Origin of the sequence: Oleiharenicola lentus (assembly GCF_004118375.1) — a bacterium.
GTDB classification, from domain to species: domain Bacteria; phylum Verrucomicrobiota; class Verrucomicrobiia; order Opitutales; family Opitutaceae; genus Lacunisphaera; species Lacunisphaera lenta.
The window spans coordinates 2,453,772-2,474,412 of sequence record NZ_SDHX01000001.1; the positions used below are offsets into that span (position 1 = coordinate 2,453,772).

The window sequence follows — 20,641 nt, forward strand, 5'->3', positions numbered from 1 at the left end:
CCGCCGTAACCGGCGACGAACCATCGTTCGCTGGACGGGTATTTTTCAGCCATTTTCAGAATATTTCCTGTCGCCGAACCCGCATCCTTAGGCTCATTTGGAGAGCGCTCCGGCTTTAAGCTCTTTCGGCCTATTATCACCATGCATTCGTTTCAGAATAAGCCTGCCTCTGCGGCTCGCCCTTTCCTCACATGAAGACCTATCGTGCCGCCCTGGTCGGAACCGGTTCCATCGGCGAGGCCCACGTCCGGGCGGTTGAGGCGACTCTCGGCCGCGTCACGCTGGAGGCTGCGGTGGACATCGACGCCCAGCGCGTCGAGACCTTCGCCAAACAGCACAACATTCCCGGATGCTACACGGATTACGCCACCATGCTGGCGGCGGTGAAACCCGACATCGTGCTCGTGGCCACCCCGCCCGCCCAGCATGCCGACATGTGCATCGCCGCGATGGAGGCCGGTGCCTGGGTCATGTGCGAGAAGCCCCTGTGCGGCTCCCTCGCCGAACTCGATCGCATCGAGGCCGCGGAAAAACGCACCGGCGCCTACACGGCCTGCATTTTCCAGATGCGCTTCGGCGCCGTCACCGGCCATGTGCGGCGCCTTTCCGACGCCGGTCACCTGGGCCGGCCGCTGGTGGGCGTTTGCAACACACTCTGGTTTCGCGACGCCGCCTACTACGCCGTGCCGTGGCGCGGACGCTGGGAAACCGAATTGGGCGGACCGACCATGGGGCTCGGCATTCACGCCATGGACCACTTCCTGCACCTTATGGGCGCGTGGAGCGAGGTCCGGGCCGTGGTGCGGACCCTCGACCGCGCCATTGAGGTCGAGGATGTGTCGATGGCATTGGTGACCTTTGCCAACGGTGCCGTCGGCTCGATCGTCAACAGCGCCCTCAGCCCGCGCCAGGAAACGTATATCCGCCTCGACTACCAGCGGGCCACCGTGGAACTCACCCACCTCTACAGCTACACCCGGGACAACTGGCGGCTGACGCCCGTGCCGCCCGCGCAGGACGACGGCCTGCTGCAGGCCTGGCACAGCTTCCCGCCCGATGTGGGCTCGACCCACGGTGCGCAGCTCAACGCCTTCGTGGCCGACATGGACGCCGGTCGCCGGCCGCTGACCTCGGGCGACCAGGCCCGCCAGACACTCGAGTTGCTTACCGCCATCTACAAGTCGGGCTTCACGGGCGAGATCGTCACCCGGGGTTCGATCAAGCCGGGCGACTCGTTCTACACGGCACTGCATGGCCAGCGCGCCCCTCGACGCAAGAAGGGCGAGCACCCGCGTCCGGACTGATCCTCGCTCCATGAACCGCGAGGCGCTCGCCGCGCGCACGATCACCGGCTATCTGTGGGGCAGCCGCAGCTCGCTCTGGCGCGGGCTGGGACTCGCCCTGCTGCGCTCTCTGGCCGTGGCCCCCTGCCCCTGGCTTTTCCAGCGCATGATCGACGTGGCCGTGCCCGCCCGCGACAGCATCGCCATCCTCGAACTGGGCGGCGTATTCCTCCTGCTGCTGGCGGTGCATTACATTTTCTCCGTCTGGGGCGCCAACGAGATCGCCAAGGCCATGGCGCAGATGATGGTCGAGATGCGTTCGCGCATTTTCTTCAAGCTCCAGTTCCTCAGCTTCGGCTACCTCGACCAGCAGAAGACCGGCCGCCTCCTCTCGAAATATGCCTTCGACACCCAGAAGGTGGAGGCGCTGCTCTACAATATCCTGAACCAGTTCCTGCCGAACATCCTCTATGGCGGCAGTATCTTCGTCATCCTCGCGGTGCTGAACTGGCGGCTGGCGCTCGTGCTCGCGCTCATTTTGCCCGCCTACGGCATCGCGAAGTATCACTTCTTCGCCCGGATCAAGCTCAGCAACAACGAGGCGCGGCTTGCGCAGGAAAAGCTGACCGGCACGGCCAGCGAATACATCTCCGCGCTCCGCCTCGTGCGCAGCTTCGGCGAGGAACGTCAGGCCGAGGCCGACCTCGACCGCACCAGCTCCGCCTTCGCCCGCAGCCGGGTGCACCAGAGCTACGTCAACGCGGTCTTCGGCACGTTCTGGTATGTGAGCACGCAGGTGATCGCGCTCGTCGTGATGGCCGGCGGCGCCCTGCTCGCCATCCGCGGCACCATCTCGCTCGGCACGCTGTTCGCCTTCGTCGCGGGACTGCCGGTTGTCCTCGGCCCCATCCAGGCCTTCGTCGGCCTCAGCGAGCAGTATTTCGTCGGCCGCGAAAGCTACCAAAGCATCAAGGAATTGGTGGACTCCGCCTATGTTGAAAGCTGGCACGGGCGGCGGCGCACCGACCGGTTGCGTGGCGAAATCGTTTTCGACCGCGTTTCCTTCGCCTATCCCTCCGCGCCGGACCGCCGCGTGCTGCACGACATCTCCCTGCAGCTCCGCCCGGGCGAACACATCGCCTTCGTCGGGCCTTCCGGTTCCGGCAAGAGCACCCTGGCCAACCTCCTGCTCGGGCTCTACGCCCCGGGCGAAGGCCGGATCCTGATCGACGGTGTGCCGCAGGCCGAGTGGGACATGCGGTGGATCCGCCGCCAGCTGGCCGTCGTGCTGCAGGACAGCCTGCTGCTTTCCGGCTCGATCAGCGACAATCTCCGCTTCGCCCGCGCCGATGCCACCGAGGACGAGCTGCGCGCCGCGGCCCGCCAGGCCAACGCCGAGGAATTCATCGCGCGCCTGCCCGAAGGCTACGCGACCCTGGTGGGCGAACGCGGCGCCACCCTCTCCGGCGGCCAGCGCCAGCGCCTGGCCATCGCCCGCGCCATCCTGCGCAATCCGCCCGTGCTTATCCTCGACGAGGCCACCTCCGCCCTCGACTACGAAAGCGAGCGGCTGATCCAGGAGGCGCTCGACCGTCTGTCCGCTGGCCGCACCGTCATCACCATCGCGCACCGTCTGAGCACGATTCGCAATGCCAGCCGCATCATCGTCTTGAACGAAGGCCGGATCGTCGAGGAAGGCGACTTTGTCTCGCTCATCGCACGAGGCGGCTCCTTTGCCCGGCTCGTGGCCGCGCAAAACACTGGCGACGGATTTCTCCGCCCTTAAGCTACTCCCATGAAGACCCTGCTGTTTACCGCTGTTCTGCTCCTCACCACCGGTCTGGCCAGCGCCCAGAGCTCCTTTCCCGGCCTGAAGGCCATCCTCAGCGAGGCGGAGTGGAAGCGCGCCGGCCTCGACAAACTCAGCCCCGACCAGATCGGGGTGATTGATGCGGCCCTCATCCGCCACCAGGCTGGCGCCACGGCCACCTTGCGGAACCAACTCGCCGAAGCGCGCACCGCCGCGACCGCGACGCCGAAGCCCAATCCCGGCGTCCTCGAGCGCTTCGGGCTCCCGCTCTTCGATGACGCCGACTGGCGCACCCTGCCGCCCCTTCGCGCCAAGGTCGTCAAATGGGAGGGAGGGAACCGATTCAAACTCGACAACAATCAGGTGTGGGAGGGTTACGAGCCCATCACCTACGAGTTGGTCGGCAAGGAAATCGAGATTCAAGCACGCCCGCATGGCCAGTTCGCCCTCGTGGTGGACGGGGCAAACACCACGCTGCGCGTCATGCGCCTGCGCTGAGGGACCATTTCCCCATGCTGACTCTCGCCAACGCGGAACTGACCGTTGATTTGCTCGATCCCGCGGCGGAGCATGCTCGGCTTGGGCCGCGTTTCTGCTGGGGCGGCTACATCTGGCAGGTGCACGACTCCAGCGTCGGCACGCTCCTGACCGGCCCCGAATGGCCGGAAGTCAAACCCCAGCCGCACAACGGCCAGGGTCTGCCGGAATCCTTCCGGCACAGCACCACGACCGGACAACCCCTGCTCTGGGACGGCTCCATCGGACTTGCGCCTGGAGCGGGAGCGCTCGGCCGCGATGAGCAGGGAGCGGTCATCGTTACCGAACCCTGCGTCTGGCAGGTCGAACCAGAACCGACCCGAACCGTTTTCCGCACCGCGCAGACTGTGGGCCGCTGGTCTTACGCGTTGGAACGCAGCATCGAGTTGCGCGGGCGACAACTGCTCTCCCGGTCCCAACTGACGAATCGCGGCACCGCTCCGCTGGCCCTCGAATGGTTTGCTCACCCCTTCTTTGCGCTGCAAAGCGACGGTCTCCTGCGGGCCAAGCTGGCGCCGGATGTTTCGCTTGAAGACAATCCCGGCTACCTTCTGTGCGACGGTGCACTTACGCTGCACTGCGCTTTTGTCGGTGTCCATGACGGCCATCTCGTTCACCTCGGCCTCCCGGCAAACCAGCCCTTCGCCGTGACGCTTTCGCATCCGAAGCTGACTGCGGTGCGCTTCGCCACGGACTTCGCCCCGCTCAAGTGCGTGCTGTGGGCCAACGGCAATACATTGTCCTTCGAGCCGTTCCTCGCGCTCGTGCTCGCCCCCGGCGAATCGCGCACCTGGACGCTAACCTACGACTTTGGACCGCCGAGCTCCGGCACCGCTTCACCCAGCACCAGCTCACGCACGCCCTCGGCACGATAGAGCCAGCCCTGGCCCGCCTCCAGCCTCACCACCCCGTCAGCCAGCCGGGCAATCGAGGCATTAGCCAGCGCGAGGACGGTTTCCGTGGGATTGAACTGCAAGTAGGCCTTGATTTTGCCGGCTCGCCCCTCGAAGTCGGCCTTGAGCTCGGGCGGCGGGTGGTGGGGATTGATGGCCGCGGCAATGAGCCCCAGTGATTTCCGACTGGGAACATCGGCGGTGGGAAAATCATTGGTCGTGCCAATGAGCAGGCCGGCAATGTTGGCCCCGGCGCTGGAGCCACCATAGGGCACCCCTGCCGCTACCCGTCGGCGGATGACTTCAAGCTGACCGGTGCGATAGAGCTCACCCAGCAACACAAAGGTTTCGCCACCACCGACGAAGATTCCGTCCGCCTCGGTCAACAGCGCCATTTGTCCGGCTGCGTCGCGCCGGTGCAGCGACTCGGCCGCAATTCCGCCAAGATGCCGGAAGGCTTCCTGGAGGCGTGCCTCCATCCGGTCGCGCTCGGCCGGCAAGGTGGCATGCAGCACCAGCGCAACTTTTTTCACCCCGATATAGTGACGCTGCATGACGGGCAGCACGGAATCAGCGAAATGATTGCCGTTCATCATGCTGCCACCGCAGATCAACACCGTCGGAGCGGGCGCGACAGCGACGGCGGCGGATCCCGGCAACAAAAGGAGAAAACCAAGCAACAGGCGTTTCATCGGATACAGGATCACTCCTTCGCGGCATCCAGGCAGGCGCGCTTGATCGCGAGGACATTCTCGACCGGGGTGCCGAAGGCGATGACGCCCGTGCCCATGATGAAGCCCGGGAGATCGCGGCCGCGGCGCAGTTCCTCCACCGCCACGGCGTAGATTTCATCAGGCGTCGCCGATTGGATCAGGCGGGGCGAAATGTTGCGGCGGCAGGCCCGGCCGTGTTCCCGGCAGGCCGCGGCCCATTCGTCGAAATCCGCGGTGAAGTCGCACAGGAGATTGTTGGCCCCGGTCTGCGCCAGCAGACCGGCGATCGAGGTGGTGTTGCCGCCGATGATCAACGGCATGTCCCGCACGCCCTGCGCCGCGGCCCATTGCACGAGGTCCTGCGTGACGGGCAGCACGAACTCCTCATACATGGCCGGCGACAACAGATCGGGCGACGCCTGCGAGTCGAACACGATGAGTTCGGCTCCGGCATCAATGTAGCCCTTGGCGAATTCCTTGATGATGCGCCCGGCGTAGGCGAGCACGCTGCGGACCCAGTCGGCCTGATCGTAGCAGGCCAGAAACAGCGCCTCGGCGCCAACCAGCGAGATAGCCAGCGAGAACGGCCCCGAGATCGCCCCGCGCAGCCAATAGTTGTCCCCCAGCGCCCGGCGCACCTGACGCGCCGCTTCCAGGTTTACGGTCATGCGACCGTCCTTGAGCGGATTGGGCACCGGCGCCGCCGTGAGATCGTCGCCGACATGCAGCCGGTGGTTGCCCGGGCTGATGCCGGGGATCGAGGTGTCGTCGCCCTCGTAGAAGGTCACCGTGCAGCCCACGGCCTCAGCCTCAAGGTTGTAAACATCGACGCCAACGGCGAGGGCATCCGGACCGATGGCCTCGTATTCGGCGAGCAAGGCGCGGGCGAGCAGATTGCCGTCGCGCGCAATGGCCGAGGGCGTGCTGCCGATGAACCAGGCCTTGTGCTCGTAGATGGCGGGTAAAAACAACGGCACGCGGCGCGGCGGTCCACAACGCAGGATGGTTTCGACTTCGGCGCGGGTGGCGGGGGTGTGACGGGGAGTGGACATGTGAAACAGTGATTCAAATCGGATGGAAGAAGCGTGGACCAGGGTTAAGGGCTCAAGGCGCCGGCGACCGCGGGCAAGACGAGTTCCCTGATTGCGGTCAGGACGGATTGTGGAGCCAGGCGCACGAGATCATGTCCCGCCCCCTCCACAATCCGCAGTTCTCCCCGCGTGGAACGGGCCGCATGTTTTCGCTGCAGGGCGTGCCAGCTTCGGGTCAACGAAGCGCGTGTTTCCGACGGTAATTCATCGGGCATGTCCGGGGTTCCGGCCGCCAACACAATCAGCGGCAAGTCCGCGAAGTCATGGATCTTTGCGATCGCCGCGCAACTTTCGGTCCAGACGGGGCCAAAGCCCTGAAGGGTCCTTTTGAACGCCGTCACTGTCGGCGTTAAGGGAGTGTCGGCGGGAATTGCTGCAAGCGCCGCAACGCTCTGTTCGGGATGCGAAGCATCCGCCAGCACCATTCCCGCCAATGCTCCGGGATTACGGGCGGCGAAGGCCAGCGCGGCGAAGCCACCAAAGGAAGCGGCCACGAAGACATACGGCGGTTTCATACCCGCCGTTGCCAGCATCGCGGGCAATTCTTCCGCGGCGGCGATCGGCGAAGAAAGGAATCCACGGCTGGGCTTGAAGATGAACACCGGTCCGAACGCCGTCACCTCATCACGCAAGCGCGCACAAGGTTCATCGAGAATGATTGTGGGCGTGAACTTGGGCATGATCAAAAGGCCGCACCTCAGCTGCCGAGGGTCAGTACGAATTTGAAGACCACGAGCACGATGCCCACGAGGACACAGCAACCGAGGAAGCCCAGGAGGTCCTCCCGGTTCCATTTCGTGAACTCCCAGTTGGAGCGGGGGAAAAGTTTCTGCTGGTCGAAGCGCTGCGGGGCGGCGTAGCTCCGCTCGACCTCCGCGGCATCCTCCTCGAGCGTGGCGGCGACCGGTGTCTTGAGCCGCACATAAAACCGCGCGACCCGCGCCGGATCTGTCGGCCGGGTCAGCAGGCTGACCACGACGACGATCAGCATGGGCAGCAGCACATCCACGAGGTAGCGCGTCGTGAGCAGCATGGCCGGGGAGAACCCCGCCACATCGGCCCCCGTCAGGGAAACCAGCCACACCTCGAAACGGAACAGCCCCTTGCCGGTACGCGGCGAGGACGGGTCCTGCGGGTTGGTCCGGACAACGCCCTCCTCAAAATAGATCGAGACCGGCTCGATTCGCCGCGTCTTGGTGAACGTCTGTCCGACTGTCGCAGCCCGGCCGGCGGCGACATCCTCGGCCGTGGCGGTCACCTCGCTGGTGAGCACCCGCTCGCGCGTCATCGCCGTCAGCGTCTCGGACTGGGCCAGAGTCGGTATCGAGGCAACGCCCCACGGAATCACGGCGATGAGGATGAGCGTGGCAAACACCTGCACGCGCACGGCCGTCTCGGTCAGGCGACGCCAGATGAAAATGAAGGTGATCGGCACACCCCAAATCAGGAGCAGCACGATGGCGAACTTGAGCAGCGCCACGACGCTGTTGAGGAACAGGCCGACGACGACGCCCGCGCCCAACACCGCCGGCACCGTGAGCCGGGCGATCAGCATGTAGTGCTTCTCAGATTTGCCGGGGAAGAAGGGCTCGTAGAGATTTTTCACCACCAGACCGGCGAGCACGACGGACTGCGCGCCCAGGAGCGCCAGTTTTCCGCCAAGGATGCCGATAATCATGATGCCGATCAGCCCGACCGGCAGCAGCGCCTTGGTCAGCAGGCCCCAAGCCTGGTCCGGGTCGGACAGCGAGGGCCCGAACATCGCCAGCGCTATCAGGCCGCAGTAGGCCCAGGCGATCGTCACGAACCGTTTGCTAAAACCGCCGGTCACGGCGCCGATGCGCGCGGCGTATTCGTTTTTGGCCGAACCTGCGATGGTCATGTTCGCCTGCGAGCCGACAATGCCCACCAGCTGCACGAAGAGCAGCGCGGCGATGGAATACCAGGTGTATTCGCTGGCCCCGTCACCGCCGAACAGGTTGAACATCGCGGCCGGCACCTTCTCGTGCAGCGCCGCAAATCCGCCTATTTTGGCCAGACCAAAAGGAATCAGGATGAATGAGATGACGATGACCAGCACGGCCTGCAACGCATCCACCATCGCCGAGGCCTTGAGTCCGCCCAGCATCACGAAAATTGCGACCAGCACCGTGGACACGAGGTAGAACTGCACGGGCTTCAGATAGGAGATATAGGGCTGGAGTTCGCCACGGTCATAATAGGCCTTCAGCACGTCGTAACGGGCGGCGCGTTCGCCTGCCAGCGAGACCGACTGCCGTTCGGTGCGCAGCGTGACAAACTCGTGATAGTCGGCGACCCGCTGGGCCTCCACGACGGTGTAGGCGGCCGGTTCCTTCACCATGAGCGGCTGAAGCGTTTTCAAGGCGACAACATTGCCGCCGGCGATGCTCACGATCGCCATCAGGACCGTGGTGGAGGCATAGAGCGTGGCCAGGAACCGGTTGCCGAACCGGTCCTCAAACAGCTCGGCGGTGGTGGTCAGACGCACGCGGCGGAACCAGACCGTGCTGAACCAGTAGTACGGCGTAAGAAACAGCGTGATCAGCGCCAGCCAGGCGCCGCCGGCTCCCTGCCGATAGACGGAACTTGAGGTGGTCGTGGCCTGCCCCGGGTCCGTCATCGTGCCGAAGCTGAGGAAAAACTGGAACCACTTGCCGAGGGAGCGGCCACCGAGGAAAAAATCCTTCTCGCCCTTGACCCCGTGCGACAGCGCCTTGCCGATCGCCAGCACGGCGATCATGTAAACGACGATGATCAGGGCATCGACCCAGTGGAGACCGAAGAAAGTGGCGAGGAGGGATGGCAGGGGTATGGCGGTCATGGGGTGTGGGGTAATCAATTAAAAGGGCCAGTAGCCGATCGCGTGCATGCGGCGTTCAAGGCCGAAGGTCGTGAAGAGCTTCTCCGTCGCGTCCGGCACCCGGCGCTCCGCGCGCAATTCGGAATCCTCGCACAGCGCGAGCACGAGGTCGCCGATCACGGCGGTAGAATCGACCACGATCTGTTCCGGGAGCTTGTCGATGGTGTCGGCAAGGTCGTGGTAGTAGCGGACCGATTCGCGCGGAATCGGCGCGTTGAAGGTGATGGCCCGCACTCCGGCGAGCTGGTAAGGGGTATGGTCCGAGCCGAACCAGTTGATGTTCTGCACGCCCAGGGAAAGCGGCTTTTCGCGTGCGGCGTTCCAGCGCTCCAGCGAGGGCACGAGCGAGGTGTCGCCGAGGGCGTTCACTGCGATTGGCACGCCGACCATGTCGAGGTTGATCATGGCAACGACCGGCGCGTCGCCGATCCGGCTCGCGGCATGGCGCGAACCCCACAGCCCCTGCTCCTCGCCGTTGAACCAGTGCAGCTCGACTGTGCGCGCCAGGTCGCGTCCGCGCAGGGCGTGGGCGAGCGCGAACAGCTGCGCGGTGCCGAGCCCGTTGTCCAGGGCCCCCTGCCCCAGGTCCCAGCTGTCAAAGTGAGCGCCGACGATGATGCGCTCCGGCGAACGACCGGGCAGGCGCAGGACGAGATTGGCGGTCTCGATCTCACGGCACCGCGATTTGGTCTCCATGCGCACACGCACAAATTCGCCGCGTTTGAGCAACCGCCGGAGCCAAAGCCCTTCCTCCTGCGTGATCGAGTAGGCCGGCAGCGGCAGCGGTTCGCCGGTGAAGGAACTCGAGCGCGCCAGCAATTGGCCGCCGCCTTCGCGGTTTATGAATAGGATGCCGCGCAAGCCGCGCGCGGCCGCAGTGCGCGCGATCTCGCGCAGTTGCAACGCGGTCGAGGCGCTGAGCAGGCCGACCCTTCCCTTGCAGTCCGTTGGAAATTCTTCCGGTTTCCCGCTGCCCATGTCCAGGACCGCCGCCTCAAAGGGCCGGTGCGGCTGCGTGTAGGCCAGCGCCGCCACCCGCAGCGAACGCTCAAGCGGGGCCACCAGCGCGACGCGATCAGCGCCCCGCTCCCAGCCGGGCATCTTGAACGGCACCACTTCCGGTTGCAGGCCGAGTGCGCGCAGTTCCTCCGCGAGCCGCACCAGCGCCCGCTGGTTGGCCGGCGTGCCGGTCAGGCGTCCGCCGAAATCGTCGCAGAGCCGGGTGAGCATCGCATGCGCCGCTTTCGAGCCGTCATCAAGCGATCCGCCCGCCATCGCGGCGCAGGCGAGCCAGAGACTGAGAATAAGCGTCAGGATTCCCTTAGCCATACTCGCATTTCTCCTTCGCCCCGGTTGGCCCACAACGCATAAGGCACGGCCCGAAACCGCGCTGGGGTGACGCGGGGGGCTGCGGTTGCATAAAGTTTCTCCCCGGGCTCGGTGCGACAAGCCTCTCCCTCAATGACAAAGCATCCGGCCAGCAAATCCGGAACGAAACGCGCGTTGAGCTGGCTCGCGCGCGGCAGGCTGAGGGCCGAGAGCTGTGCCCCGTTGTCGACCTGTTCCGCGCAGTAAACCAGCGGTCCGCGCTGCAATGCCACCTGTCCTGAGGCTGCCGACACGCGGGCATCAGCGCGCACGCGTTCGACCGGCATCGGCAGTTCCAGCACCACCTTGTCTCCCTGCTTCCAGAGACGGCGGAGGCGCGCATAGCCCCGGACGGTTTCCAGGTCCGAGGGGCGCCCATTCAGTTCCAGCCGGGGCGCCCGGCACCAGCCTGGCACCCGCAGATGCAGCGTGAATTCGGCCGACGTCTCCGGCTCGACAGAAAGCTCGACCCGCTCCTTCCACGGATAGTCGGTCGTGACGCGCAGCTTCACCGGCGTCGGGCCGACGCGGAACGAGACATCGCCACCCGCGTAAAGATGCACCGCCAGTCCGTCCGCCACCTGGGCATAGGCATAGGCGCCGAGCGAAGCGAAGAGTCGCGCGACATTGGGCGGACAGCAGGCGCAGCCAAACCATGGCACGCGCTGGGTCTTCACGAGGTGACACTCGAAGCGCCGCTTGGCGACGGCCGGGACTACTTCCAGCGGATTGACGTAGAAATAGGTCCGCCCGTCCAGCGCGAGCCCGGACAACACATTATTGTAGAGCGCGCGCTCCATGACATCGGCGTGCGAACCATCCAGCTCATGTTCAAGCATCCGGCGGGCGCACAGCACCACGCCAATCGCCGCACAGGTCTCGGCGTAGGCTCGGTCCGGCGGCAGGTCGAAGGGCTCACAGAATTTCTCGCCGTAAGGTTCACTGCCGACGCCACCCGTCACATAGAGGTGCCGCTCCACGATGGCCTGCCAGAGGCGGCGACCGTGTTCGCGGAGCGCGGGATCGCCCTTGTCCTGCGCCAGGTCGAGCATCGCCGCGAGCAGATACATCATCCGCACCGCGTGGCCGACCGGTTCCTTCAATTCCGCCACCGGGCGAGCGGCCTGCAGGGTCGCGAGGCCGTCGTGATGCATGTGCCAGGGCAGCTTGTCCTTTTCGCCGCGGCGTAGGGCTTCCGTCTCGAAGTAGTTGGGCGACTGCCCGCGCTGCGTGATGAAATAGTCGGCCAGCGCCAGGTAGCGTTGCTCGCCCGTGGCCCGCGCCAGCTTCACCAGCGCCAGCTCAATCTCCTCGTGTCCGCAATAGCCGGGAATCTGCCCGGGGCCGGTTCCGAAGGTTCGGGCAACCAGATCGGCGAGCTTGCTGACCACGGCGAGCAGGGTGCGCTTGCCCGTGGCGTGGAAATGCGCGACCCCGGCCTCGATGAGGTGTCCGGCAACATAGAGTTCGTGGCAGTCGCGCAGATTGGCCCAGCGGTTCTGCGGTTCGACGAGTTGAAAGTAGGTGTTGAGATAGCCGTCCTCGCGCTGGGCCTTGGCGAGCGTGGCGATCAACCGGTCGAGCTCCGTGTCAAGCGCCGGGTCCGGATGCGTGGCGAGCCGGTAGCTCGCGGCTTCGATCCATTTGGCCAGGTCGGAGTCCTGCCAAAACAGGCCGTGGAACTCCCCGGCCTTCTCCCCCGCGGCCACCTGCAGGTTATGCACGCAGCCGCTGCGTTCGGCACCGGGGATCCGGTCGTTGAGCGCCTCCCACTGACCCGGGATCACCGTCTCCCGGACGAGCCGCGCCCTTTCGGCCAGGAAGCCGTGGTCGAAGCGCACGCGGAACAGCGGAAGGGCCGAGGGATAGCTCATGCGCGGGACTCAGTTGCCGCGGACGCGGTCGGTGATCGTGAGCGTGTTGAAATCGAGCATGCGCTCGAGGCGGCCGTGTGTGATGGTCAGCTTGCGCGAGCCACGGTCGGCGTTGAGGTGCGGGCCCTCGAAGAGCTTCCATTTCGCGTAGTCCACCTTCTTGCCGTTGACCCTGGGGGCCTGGCCGTAGGCGAAGCTGACTTCACGGCCGCGCAGCGTGCGCATCTTCACCGACGGGACCGGCGTCAGCGTGAACTCGAGCGGCAGCGCGCGGATCGCGTCCTGAAACGCGGCAAAATCCTTGAACTCCCCCGCGCTGGCGGCCTGCACGATGGTGCCGTTCTTGCCGTGCGGGCTGACGAGGAGCCTGTCGCCCTTTTCGCCCCGGTCCACGCGCTCCCACTTGTAGCCGCTGGTCGAGGGCAGCTGTTTGTAACCGAGCAGGTTTTCCCAATGGAACGGCGCCAAAGGCCGGTAGGCCAGGTAGGTGTTTCCGCCCTGGGCAAAGATCCAGCCGGACTGCTTGTCGTCGCTCACATTGACCAGGTCTTTCGAAAAGAAGCCGTTGACGCGCGGGTAGCGATCGTCCGCCGGGATGTCGTAGAGCGCGATCACGGTGTCGAGGTCCTGGAAAACCTGCTCGTAGGGCGAACAGCCGAGGATCTTGTCGGGCACGTCGTAGGACGGTTTGCCCTGGCTCGCCAGCAACTCGAGCATGTGATCCGGCAGCTCGGTGAAATACATCTGCATCGCGCGGGCGGAGGCGTAGGGATGCGCGGAAAACATCGTGTTGTGGATGCCCCGCGGGTCTGGCACGGACCAGGTCACATCCCAGACGTGGGCTTGGATCGGATCGGTCATGCCGCCCTGGTAGGAGCCGACGGCGTAGTCGCGGCGCACGTAGTTGGTCTTGTAAACCAACGCCATCAACTCGTCGCTGTAGCGCCAGCGACGGCGGCTGCGCTTGAGGTCGCGCTGCAGAAAGTCCTCCTGGCGATCGACCGCGATGCGATGGATGACCTCGGGCACCTCGTAGTTGGCGGCGGCGACCGCAAACCAGACGCCAAATCCGCCATAGCTCGGCGGCGGCGGCGTGTTGCCGAAGCACTGCCAGCTGAAATAGGACGACAGGGCCAGCCAACGCTGGATGACCGACGTGTCGTCGGTGCGCGCATTGGGTCCGCGCAACACGCCGTCGAGCGTGTTTTCCGCCAGGTCGGCGAGCAGCCAGTCGAGCTTCATGCGTCCGCGGATCTTCATCTCGGGGTCCTTGGCCCAGGTCGCGAGATAAAGCATCGGGATGGCGTACTCGCCGATGTAGTGCGTCGGGTTGAACTCCCCCTGCCCGATCGTCGTAGCCAGGTCCATCCAGTGGATGAGGTAGGCCTTGGCCTCCGCGCGGTTCTCGGCCGAGCTCTTGCCGTTGAACCAGCTGTCCGCCGGATCTTCGGGATAAAGCTCGGTCATGAGAAAGAGCGACGTGTAATACATCGCCCAGTGGTTCTCCGTGTCCCCGCGCATCGGGAAATAGGTTTTCCACTGGCCGCGGATCGCGGCCTTCGCCTCGGGCGTGAGCTGGTCGCGGCCGAGGAAGGAGATCGCCGTCCAGGGAAACATCCAGAACATGTCCGCACTCTGGGGCCGGCTCATGAGCTCAATGATCCGCGCCGAGCAGGCGGCGGCATCCTCGCGCCGCGCCAGCTTGGCGGCAATCTGCCCGGAGTTGAAGGTCGCCGGTTCGCCGGGCTTGATCGAATCCACATACCATTGGAGCACCTCATTGGCCCGGGCGACATAGGTAGTGCGCCGCGCATCGGCGAAGAAGTCAGCCGGAGGCACCGGCACGGGGCCGGTGGTGGATGGCTGCGCATGCGCGAAGACGGCCAGAACACTGAAAAATGGAATGACGGAAAGGAGACGTTTCATGGTAGCGGATGTTCAGGGACCGGTCCGGGGCACAAAAGTGAAGGTCTGGACTGAGCCGCCTTCCATGCCGGGCACCGGCCGCCAGGTGAGTCCAGAGTCGCTCGAGACGTGAAGCCCTTGCCCAAAAACGGCGGCGAAGAGTTGCCCGTTGTCGGGATCGATTGCCGTGCGCCACACCCGCGGCGAGCCCTCCCCGGGCAAACCGGCGTGGCGGGGCGTCCAAGTCACACCGCCGTCGGCGCTCAACAGCAGCCCGTAGTTCCAACTCGCGATGGCGAGGCGCCCGGGCTCGCGTGCATCAAAGGCGACATTGTAGAGGGCTTTGGCCGAGGGCACGGACGCCAGTTGCTTCCAAGTCGCCCCGCCGTCACGGGAAATCAGCGCCCCGGCGCTCTGGGTCACCGCGATCCAGAGCCTGGGGTCATGCGGCGACTGCTGGAGGTCGTTGACGGTTTCGGCGGTGGCCAGCACGCGCTTCCAGGAGTCCGCGCCGTTTTCCGTGAGGTAGATTCCGGTCTCGCAGCCGATCATCACCCGGCCTTGGCGCGTGCGGTCGGCGCGCACGACCTGCGTGTATTTGCCGCGCTCGGGCAAACCGCGCTCCCGGCGCTGCCAGGTCTGGCCGCGATCGCGGGAGACGACGATGCCATCAGGGAGGCCGGTATAAACGTGATCGGGTTTCAGCAGGTCCACGGCAACCGATTTGGGCTCCGTCTCATCCCAACCCGTGACCAGCCGCCAAGTTTTTCCGCCGTCCAGGGTGCGGAGGACTCCGCTGAGGCACGCCACGTAGAAAACCTTGGCGTCGCGCGGGTCAAACGTCGCCGAGATCGCCAGCGGGTAGTTGATGCCGATGTGACGGAAGCCCTCCGGGGTGCGCACAAACACGCCGTTGGAAGAGCCGTCGTTGGAACCCATCACGCGGCTGCCGTTGTTGAAGGCGGCGCACACATACAGGTCGTGGGACGCGGCGGCGGCGCGGGTGGCGAGCAGCCCGAGCACGGCGCTCAAGGCACCGCCCAGCAGGAGCCGGAACATGGGGGATGATCTCATCATGGGGAAAAAGTTTCGACGTTGCGCCGGTTGGAGGCGAAGTGTGCAGTCGGCGCATGAAGCACATCCTCCGTGGCCTGTTGTTTGCATTCATCGCGCACGCCGCCGCCGGCGTCACACCCGCCGACCGGCTCAAGGAGCTGGGCATCACCCTGCCCGCCGCGGCTCCGGCCATCGCCAATTACGTGCCGGCCGTGCGCAGCGGCAATTTGGTTTTCCTGGCCGGACAGATCGCCCGCGACGCGGACGGCAAAATCGTGACCGGCAAGGTGGGCCGCGAACTCACCGTGGAACAGGGCGCCGCCGCGGCCCGCACCTGTGCGATCCAGCTGCTGGCCGCACTGCAGGCGGAGGTTGGCGACCTCGCCAAGGTGAAGCGGATCGTCCGCGTGGGCGGCTTCGTGAACTGCACCGATGACTTTACGGCCCAGCCCAAGGTGCTGAACGGCGCCTCCGACCTGCTCGTCGCGGTCTTTGGCGACCGCGGACGGCACGCGCGCGCCGCGGTCGGCGTCAACGCGCTCCCGGCCGGGGCGCCGGTGGAGGTCGAGTTGATCGCGGAAATGGAAAATTGACGGCCGCATGGCTCAGAGGTCCCGGACCGACGCCCGCACGGCGGCGATGACGCGCCGGCAGTCGGCGCGGGAATTGAAAACGTGGGTGGAGATGCGCACGGCGCGCAGGTCCTGCTCGGTCACGGGCCGGCAGCGCAGCCGGTGCCGCTCCAGCAGGTAACCGAAGAATTTTCCTGCGTCGGCCCGGGTGTGCCGGATCGTGATGATTGAGCCGCGCATCGAGCGGGCAGCCGGCGTAAGCACCGTGATGCCGTCCACGGCGGCAAGCTCCTCCTGCAGGAGTGAAGCCAGGTCGGCGCCATGCTGCGCCACGCGCTCCCGGCCGATCTGTTCCTGCAGGCGGACGGCGGCCAGGAGACCTTCTACCTGCGCGGCGTTGCGCGTGCCGTATTCATGGCGCGAAGCCGCACCATGATACTTCAGTTCCCCCGGCAATTGCGCCAGTTCGCCCGAATAAGCCCCGATTCCGGTGGGGGCGACTTCCTCGAGCCGGTCGCGGCGGATGAAGAGCACGCCGGTCTCATGCGGCCCGCCGAGCCACTTGTGTCCGCTGAAGGCATACGAATCGCTGCCGAGCGCGCGGAGATCCAGCGGGATCATGCCGGCCGCCTGCGCGCCATCCACATGCAGCCAGATGCCGCGCCGGCGCACCGCCTCGGCGATCAAGGGCACCGGGAGAAGCTGACCGGTGGTGCAAGTGAGATGGCTGAGCTGAACGACCTTCGTGCGCGGCGTCACGAGCGCCAGGATGCGGGCGAGATTGCCGTCATCAGCCGCCGGGTCCGGTTCAAACAGCTTCACGACGACGCCGCGTTGTTTCGCCTGGTTGAACCACGGGAAAGAGCCGCCGGGATGCGCGTGCGAATCGAAGATGACCTCATCACCGGGGCCGAGGGCGAGGCCCGCCGCGATGATCGAATTGCCCTCGGTGGCGTTGCGGACAAAGCAGATTTCCTCTGGCTGGGCGCCGAGAAAACGCGCCATGCCTTCGCGCGCCGGCTCGAAGAGACCGTGGCCCGATTCGGAATGCTCCTGGAGGCGCCGCGCGGTCGTTTCGACGGCCGCGAGCACGGGCCGCGACACGGGACCGAGACCGCCGGTGTTGAGATAAAGCGGATCATCGAGCAGCGGATATTGCGCCCGCACGGCCTGCCAAAACCCGTCGGCGCCAGACGCCGTGAACGTCGGCAAACCGTCCCCGTCCGCCCGGGCCGAGGCAACCCCCGCCAGCGAGCCCAGGGCGCCGGCCCCCAGCCCCCGCAGAAAAGTGCGACGATCCAGCCTCATGCGTCGGTGAAGGTGAGGGTGTGATCGAGCGTCAGCGCGGCACCGGACTCCAGCAGGAGATCCTGCGCATACTGAAACGGCAGGGCGGCGAGCGGATTGTTCCGGCGCACAAACCAGTGCAGGGCGCCGGAGTGATTCTCGAAACGAACGGCCACGCGGCGCAGTGACGTGTCCTTTTGCCCGCGCCATTCCATCCAGCGGGCGGCGGCGCCGTGCACGGCCTTTTCGCCCACGAGCCCGCCCTCGGCAAAGACATTGATGGTGTCGTCGAGATGGTCGTCGAGCAGATCGCGGGCGCCGCGAAACTGCAGGCCGGTGTAATGCGAGCCCGCCAGGCCTTCCCGGGAATGATACTGACCGAGCGACAGCGGGCGGGCCGTGACGTTCCTGAGCGTGGCGGTCCAGCGCAGGGTCCAGGCCTTTGGCGAAATGATGGCGAAAGCCAGTGCGCGTTGCTCCGCCAGCAACCGCTCGCCGGAGGCGTTGACGCACCAGTCGAGCGTGTGAGCCAGTCGCGTGGCGTTTTGCTCGGTCCAAGCCACATGCCGTTGGCTGCCGTGATCACCGCGCATCTGGTAGCCATCGGCCTTGCGGTAGGTGCCGCCGCCCCAGAAATTATGGCCCGCGAGACAGTTGATGGTGAAGTTCAGCCCGTGGTGCCAGCGGTGGTCATTGGGCCGGAAGTTGGTCAGCAACTCCCCGGCCAGCGTATTCACCGGATGGGCGAAGGGCCGGGGTGATTCATCCGGAGCCGTGTCGGGACGATAAACGTAGCGCAGCAGCAGGCCGCCTCCCGCGCGGTGGATTTCCACCGCACGGTCCTCCATGCGGTGCAGTTCGAGCTCTGCACTCATTGCAGGACTCCCTCCAGGCGGATGCGGCCGCCGGCAAACTCCCGCGAGGTTCCGTCAGGCAGCGTCACGCGGGTGGGAATATTTCCCGGCACCCTGGCTTCGAGCAGGAAGCGTTCTCCCTCCACCCTCCACCCCGTCTCCACGAGCCCGTGCGGCGTGCAAACGCTGCCCTTGGCGTGGGTCAGGCCGCAGCGGTGCGGCCTGATGGCGATGCGCGCAAATCCGGGTTCAGCCGGCAGGACGCCGAGGATGCGTTGCTGGAATTCCAGCACCGGGTGCGCCGACCACGCATGGCACAGCGAACGCCAGTAACTGTTCTCCTCGACGAAGGTCGAGAGCCCGCAGTTGACGGATTCGTGCCACGGCCCCAGGTGCCGGGGCAGGTCATCAAAGCGTCCGCACCGGGCCAGCGCGGCAAATCCCGTGTGCCACCAGAAGAAAGACCCGGGCGCGAGCTTCGCGTCCTCCGGGAAACGCCGCATGAGGATCGACCGTTCACGCTCACCCGCGAATCCGGCGACCACCGCCCAGGCGTTGCCATACTGGCTGATTTCCGGACCGCCCGGGCGGTCAAAATAGAGTCCCTCGGCTTCCGACCAGAAGGTTGCATGGGCAATGCGACGCAGCCGCTCCGCCTCGGCGGTCAAGGCGTCGGCCTCGGCGGGCTTGCCCAACTGGCGCACGATCCACGCAGTTTCATCCAGCGCGTTGATGAACTGGGCGGAATGGATGCAGGTCGCGCCGGTGTCGGCGCCAGGCACGACGCCGCGTGGCCACCATGGACACCAGTCGGTGATGTTCCAGAATGGCAGTTTGGCCGGCAGTCCGTCCGGCCCGGCCTGACGGCGATACCAGTCGAGCACGGCGTGCACGCCCGGCAGCAGGTCCGCCGCCGTGGTGCGGTCACCGGTGCAGAGGAGGTAATCGCGGAGCGTGGAGATCCAATGAATGCTCCACGCGGGGATGACCTGGATGAGCCGCGAGGGATAGCGCGATTGGGTGAGTCCGTCGGTGAGCCTCGACCAATCGAAGTGGTACAGCGCCTGACGGCTCAGCCGAGCGTCGCCCGTGGTGAAGAGCGCGAGCTGCGACGTGATCATCGTGTCGCCGGCATACTGCATCTGCTCGTAATGCGGACAGTCCTCAAAAGTCTCGTGCGAGCACATGCGCATCGTGTGCAGCCCGACCTGCCAGATGCGGTCGAGCGCGGGATCAGAGGAACGGAAGCGGGCCTTGATCCGGTAGGGATAGGCCGTGAAACGCTGGCGAACCGCGCGCACTTTCAGCGGCTGTTTCCCCACCGTGATTTGCAGGCCGACATACCGGAACGCACGCCAGTGCAGCGGCTCGAACACCTCGTCGCGACCGCTGGGCTCCCAGCGATCACACCAGCCGGTGACCTTGCCCCGGCGATCGAAGGTCCAGCCCGAGCTCTCATCGGCAAAGTGCGAAGCCAGGTTGGCCAGCGACTGCTGTCGGCCCAGCAGCTTGGCGCCGGACGTGTTCCACGGCAGGCGCAGGGCCTCGGCGTAGGTGAGCCGGAAGCTGCTGCCCGCGCCGCCCGAAACCGCAAGATGCGGAAACGCCGTGGTCAGGCGCCCCATGTCGAGCACGAGGTCAATCCTGGTGCCCGGCTTGAGGGTGAGCGGACGTCCGGCCGCGAGCAGTTTTTTCCACGCGGCCGGGACTTCGCCGCCGCCGGCGATGTAGGCATCGGGAAAGTTTTGCGGCTCGGCTTCCTCCAGCATCGGAATCATGCGCGGCATCAGTCCGTAGGGACTGGTCGGGTCGCGACGGTTCTCCCGCAGCTCGGCCTGAAAGAGCACATGCGCCGGAGGCCATCCCGAGTCGTCGAACCGCGTCGTGTTCCAGCCGGCCGGAATGAACTTGGAAACCCGGTGCTCGAAGTAGCCGTGGTAACCCTCGAAGGTGGTGTTTTCGTTCTGAAACCGATGCGCGCGGTCGATCGCGACGCGCCAATTGGCATCAGTCCGCAGATCGGCCATCACCTTGCCGGATTTTCCGGTGAGCACGCCTTCCAGCACAAAGCCGCCGGTATAAGTCATCACGGAACAGGGCGGCCCCAACCGGGCCGGCCGGTGCGCGACGCGGGACATGTCGAGCACGATCGCGGCCAGAACATTGCGCCCCTTGCGCAGGTGCGGCGTCAGGTTGAAGGTATCGTAGAAATGGTGGTTGATGTCACCTTTCGCCGGACCGCGGCCGATGAACTCGCCGTTGCAATAAAACAGATAGCGGCTGTCCGCCGAGACATGCACCGTGAGCCGTGCCTTGGCCGGATCACCCACCACGAAGGTCCGGCGGAAATATCGCACCTGATAATGGGAAGGACTGCGGTTCGGCGCAGAAGGCGCGGCGTGTGAACCTTCCGCCGACCAGATCCATGACGCTGATTTTTGAAAAGGTTGGGCGGACACGACTGAAATCTGGGGTTGCGAGACTGGGGTTCGGTCTCTGCGCCGCCCGAATGGTTCG

The 20,641-nt window shown here is 65.6% G+C and carries 16 protein-coding genes; 5 read left to right on the forward strand and 11 right to left on the reverse strand.

What is annotated here, in order from left to right; genetic code table 11:
- Positions 1-191 precede the first annotated feature (191 nt).
- Genes ESB00_RS10185 through ESB00_RS10200 form a run of 4 tightly spaced genes read left to right on the forward strand, consistent with a single transcriptional unit; the run spans position 192 to position 4,505 of the window.
- Positions 192-1,304 carry a Gfo/Idh/MocA family protein gene (locus ESB00_RS10185; protein ID WP_129047583.1) on the forward strand — a complete coding sequence of 371 codons (1,113 nt, stop codon included), beginning with the start codon at positions 192-194 and terminating at the stop codon, positions 1,302-1,304.
- Between the two features lie 10 nt (positions 1,305-1,314).
- Positions 1,315-3,069 carry an ABC transporter ATP-binding protein gene (locus tag ESB00_RS10190; RefSeq protein ID WP_164976130.1) on the forward strand — a complete coding sequence of 585 codons (1,755 nt, stop codon included), beginning with the start codon at positions 1,315-1,317 and terminating at the stop codon, positions 3,067-3,069.
- A gap of 9 nt (positions 3,070-3,078) precedes the next feature.
- Positions 3,079-3,591 (forward strand): hypothetical protein, encoded by a 513-nt coding sequence (locus tag ESB00_RS10195; protein WP_129047585.1) that lies wholly within the window; start codon positions 3,079-3,081, stop codon positions 3,589-3,591.
- 14 nt (positions 3,592-3,605) lie between these two features.
- Positions 3,606-4,505: a hypothetical protein gene (locus ESB00_RS10200; protein WP_129047586.1), complete on the forward strand. Its 900-nt coding sequence runs from the start codon at positions 3,606-3,608 to the stop codon at positions 4,503-4,505.
- Here the strand turns inward: ESB00_RS10200 and ESB00_RS10205 are convergent.
- Genes ESB00_RS10205 through ESB00_RS10240 form a run of 8 tightly spaced genes read right to left on the reverse strand, consistent with a single transcriptional unit; the run spans position 4,433 to position 15,429 of the window.
- A complete protein-coding gene (locus ESB00_RS10205; protein ID WP_129047587.1) occupies positions 4,433-5,230 on the reverse strand; it encodes a Type 1 glutamine amidotransferase-like domain-containing protein in 798 nt (265 codons plus the stop codon). The two genes, ESB00_RS10200 and ESB00_RS10205, sit on opposite strands and share 73 nt — an antisense overlap.
- Complete coding sequence (locus ESB00_RS10210; protein WP_129047588.1) at positions 5,227-6,288, reverse strand: uroporphyrinogen decarboxylase family protein; 1,062 nt, start codon at positions 6,286-6,288, stop codon at positions 5,227-5,229. Before ESB00_RS10210 ends, ESB00_RS10205 begins: the two co-directional genes overlap by 4 nt.
- 44 nt (positions 6,289-6,332) lie before the next feature.
- The gene (locus ESB00_RS10215) at positions 6,333-7,007 is read right to left on the reverse strand and encodes an alpha/beta fold hydrolase (protein WP_129047589.1); all 675 of its coding nucleotides are present in this window, start codon (positions 7,005-7,007) and stop codon (positions 6,333-6,335) included.
- Between the two features lie 17 nt (positions 7,008-7,024).
- Entirely contained in the window at positions 7,025-9,169 is a 2,145-nt protein-coding gene (locus tag ESB00_RS10220; protein ID WP_129047590.1) for a sodium:solute symporter family protein, read from the reverse strand.
- An 18-nt stretch (positions 9,170-9,187) separates the two neighbouring features.
- On the reverse strand, positions 9,188-10,537 hold the full coding sequence (locus tag ESB00_RS10225; protein WP_129047591.1) for a M28 family metallopeptidase: 1,350 nt from the start codon (positions 10,535-10,537) through the stop codon (positions 9,188-9,190).
- Complete coding sequence (locus ESB00_RS10230; protein ID WP_129047592.1) at positions 10,519-12,450, reverse strand: glycoside hydrolase family 127 protein; 1,932 nt, start codon at positions 12,448-12,450, stop codon at positions 10,519-10,521. Before ESB00_RS10230 ends, ESB00_RS10225 begins: the two co-directional genes overlap by 19 nt.
- A 9-nt stretch (positions 12,451-12,459) precedes the next feature.
- On the reverse strand, positions 12,460-14,376 hold the full coding sequence (locus ESB00_RS10235) for a hypothetical protein (protein ID WP_129047593.1): 1,917 nt from the start codon (positions 14,374-14,376) through the stop codon (positions 12,460-12,462).
- Positions 14,377-14,388: 12 nt separating this feature from the next.
- Complete coding sequence (locus tag ESB00_RS10240; RefSeq protein ID WP_164976131.1) at positions 14,389-15,429, reverse strand: WD40/YVTN/BNR-like repeat-containing protein; 1,041 nt, start codon at positions 15,427-15,429, stop codon at positions 14,389-14,391.
- A gap of 56 nt (positions 15,430-15,485) precedes the next feature.
- On the opposite strand from ESB00_RS10240, the gene ESB00_RS10245 reads away from it, so the two are divergent.
- Positions 15,486-16,004 carry a RidA family protein gene (locus ESB00_RS10245; protein WP_129047595.1) on the forward strand — a complete coding sequence of 173 codons (519 nt, stop codon included), beginning with the start codon at positions 15,486-15,488 and terminating at the stop codon, positions 16,002-16,004.
- Between the two features lie 12 nt (positions 16,005-16,016).
- Here the strand turns inward: ESB00_RS10245 and ESB00_RS10250 are convergent, their stop codons facing one another.
- From ESB00_RS10250 to ESB00_RS10260, 3 genes are read right to left on the reverse strand one after another with little or no spacing between them, the layout of a single operon-like run.
- Positions 16,017-17,291 (reverse strand): aminotransferase class V-fold PLP-dependent enzyme, encoded by a 1,275-nt coding sequence (locus tag ESB00_RS10250; RefSeq protein WP_129047596.1) that lies wholly within the window; start codon positions 17,289-17,291, stop codon positions 16,017-16,019.
- On the reverse strand, positions 17,288-18,145 hold the full coding sequence (locus ESB00_RS10255) for a DUF6807 family protein (RefSeq protein ID WP_129047597.1): 858 nt from the start codon (positions 18,143-18,145) through the stop codon (positions 17,288-17,290). Before ESB00_RS10255 ends, ESB00_RS10250 begins: the two co-directional genes overlap by 4 nt.
- On the reverse strand, positions 18,142-20,481 hold the full coding sequence (locus ESB00_RS10260; protein ID WP_164976132.1) for an alpha-L-rhamnosidase-related protein: 2,340 nt from the start codon (positions 20,479-20,481) through the stop codon (positions 18,142-18,144). Before ESB00_RS10260 ends, ESB00_RS10255 begins: the two co-directional genes overlap by 4 nt.
- Positions 20,482-20,641 lie beyond the last annotated feature (160 nt).

Coding starts and splice junctions, on each gene's coding strand:
- ESB00_RS10185 (WP_129047583.1), top strand. CDS start 192: ATGAAGACCTATCGTGCCGCCCTGGTCGGAACCGGTTCCATCGGCGAG.
- ESB00_RS10190 (WP_164976130.1), top strand. CDS start 1,315: ATGAACCGCGAGGCGCTCGCCGCGCGCACGATCACCGGCTATCTGTGG.
- ESB00_RS10195 (WP_129047585.1), top strand. CDS start 3,079: ATGAAGACCCTGCTGTTTACCGCTGTTCTGCTCCTCACCACCGGTCTG.
- ESB00_RS10200 (WP_129047586.1), top strand. CDS start 3,606: ATGCTGACTCTCGCCAACGCGGAACTGACCGTTGATTTGCTCGATCCC.
- ESB00_RS10210 (WP_129047588.1), bottom strand. CDS start 6,288: ATGTCCACTCCCCGTCACACCCCCGCCACCCGCGCCGAAGTCGAAACC.
- ESB00_RS10215 (WP_129047589.1), bottom strand. CDS start 7,007: ATGCCCAAGTTCACGCCCACAATCATTCTCGATGAACCTTGTGCGCGC.
- ESB00_RS10220 (WP_129047590.1), bottom strand. CDS start 9,169: ATGACCGCCATACCCCTGCCATCCCTCCTCGCCACTTTCTTCGGTCTC.
- ESB00_RS10225 (WP_129047591.1), bottom strand. CDS start 10,537: ATGGCTAAGGGAATCCTGACGCTTATTCTCAGTCTCTGGCTCGCCTGC.
- ESB00_RS10230 (WP_129047592.1), bottom strand. CDS start 12,450: ATGAGCTATCCCTCGGCCCTTCCGCTGTTCCGCGTGCGCTTCGACCAC.
- ESB00_RS10235 (WP_129047593.1), bottom strand. CDS start 14,376: ATGAAACGTCTCCTTTCCGTCATTCCATTTTTCAGTGTTCTGGCCGTC.
- ESB00_RS10240 (WP_164976131.1), bottom strand. CDS start 15,429: ATGAGATCATCCCCCATGTTCCGGCTCCTGCTGGGCGGTGCCTTGAGC.
- ESB00_RS10245 (WP_129047595.1), top strand. CDS start 15,486: ATGAAGCACATCCTCCGTGGCCTGTTGTTTGCATTCATCGCGCACGCC.
- ESB00_RS10250 (WP_129047596.1), bottom strand. CDS start 17,291: ATGAGGCTGGATCGTCGCACTTTTCTGCGGGGGCTGGGGGCCGGCGCC.
- ESB00_RS10255 (WP_129047597.1), bottom strand. CDS start 18,145: ATGAGTGCAGAGCTCGAACTGCACCGCATGGAGGACCGTGCGGTGGAA.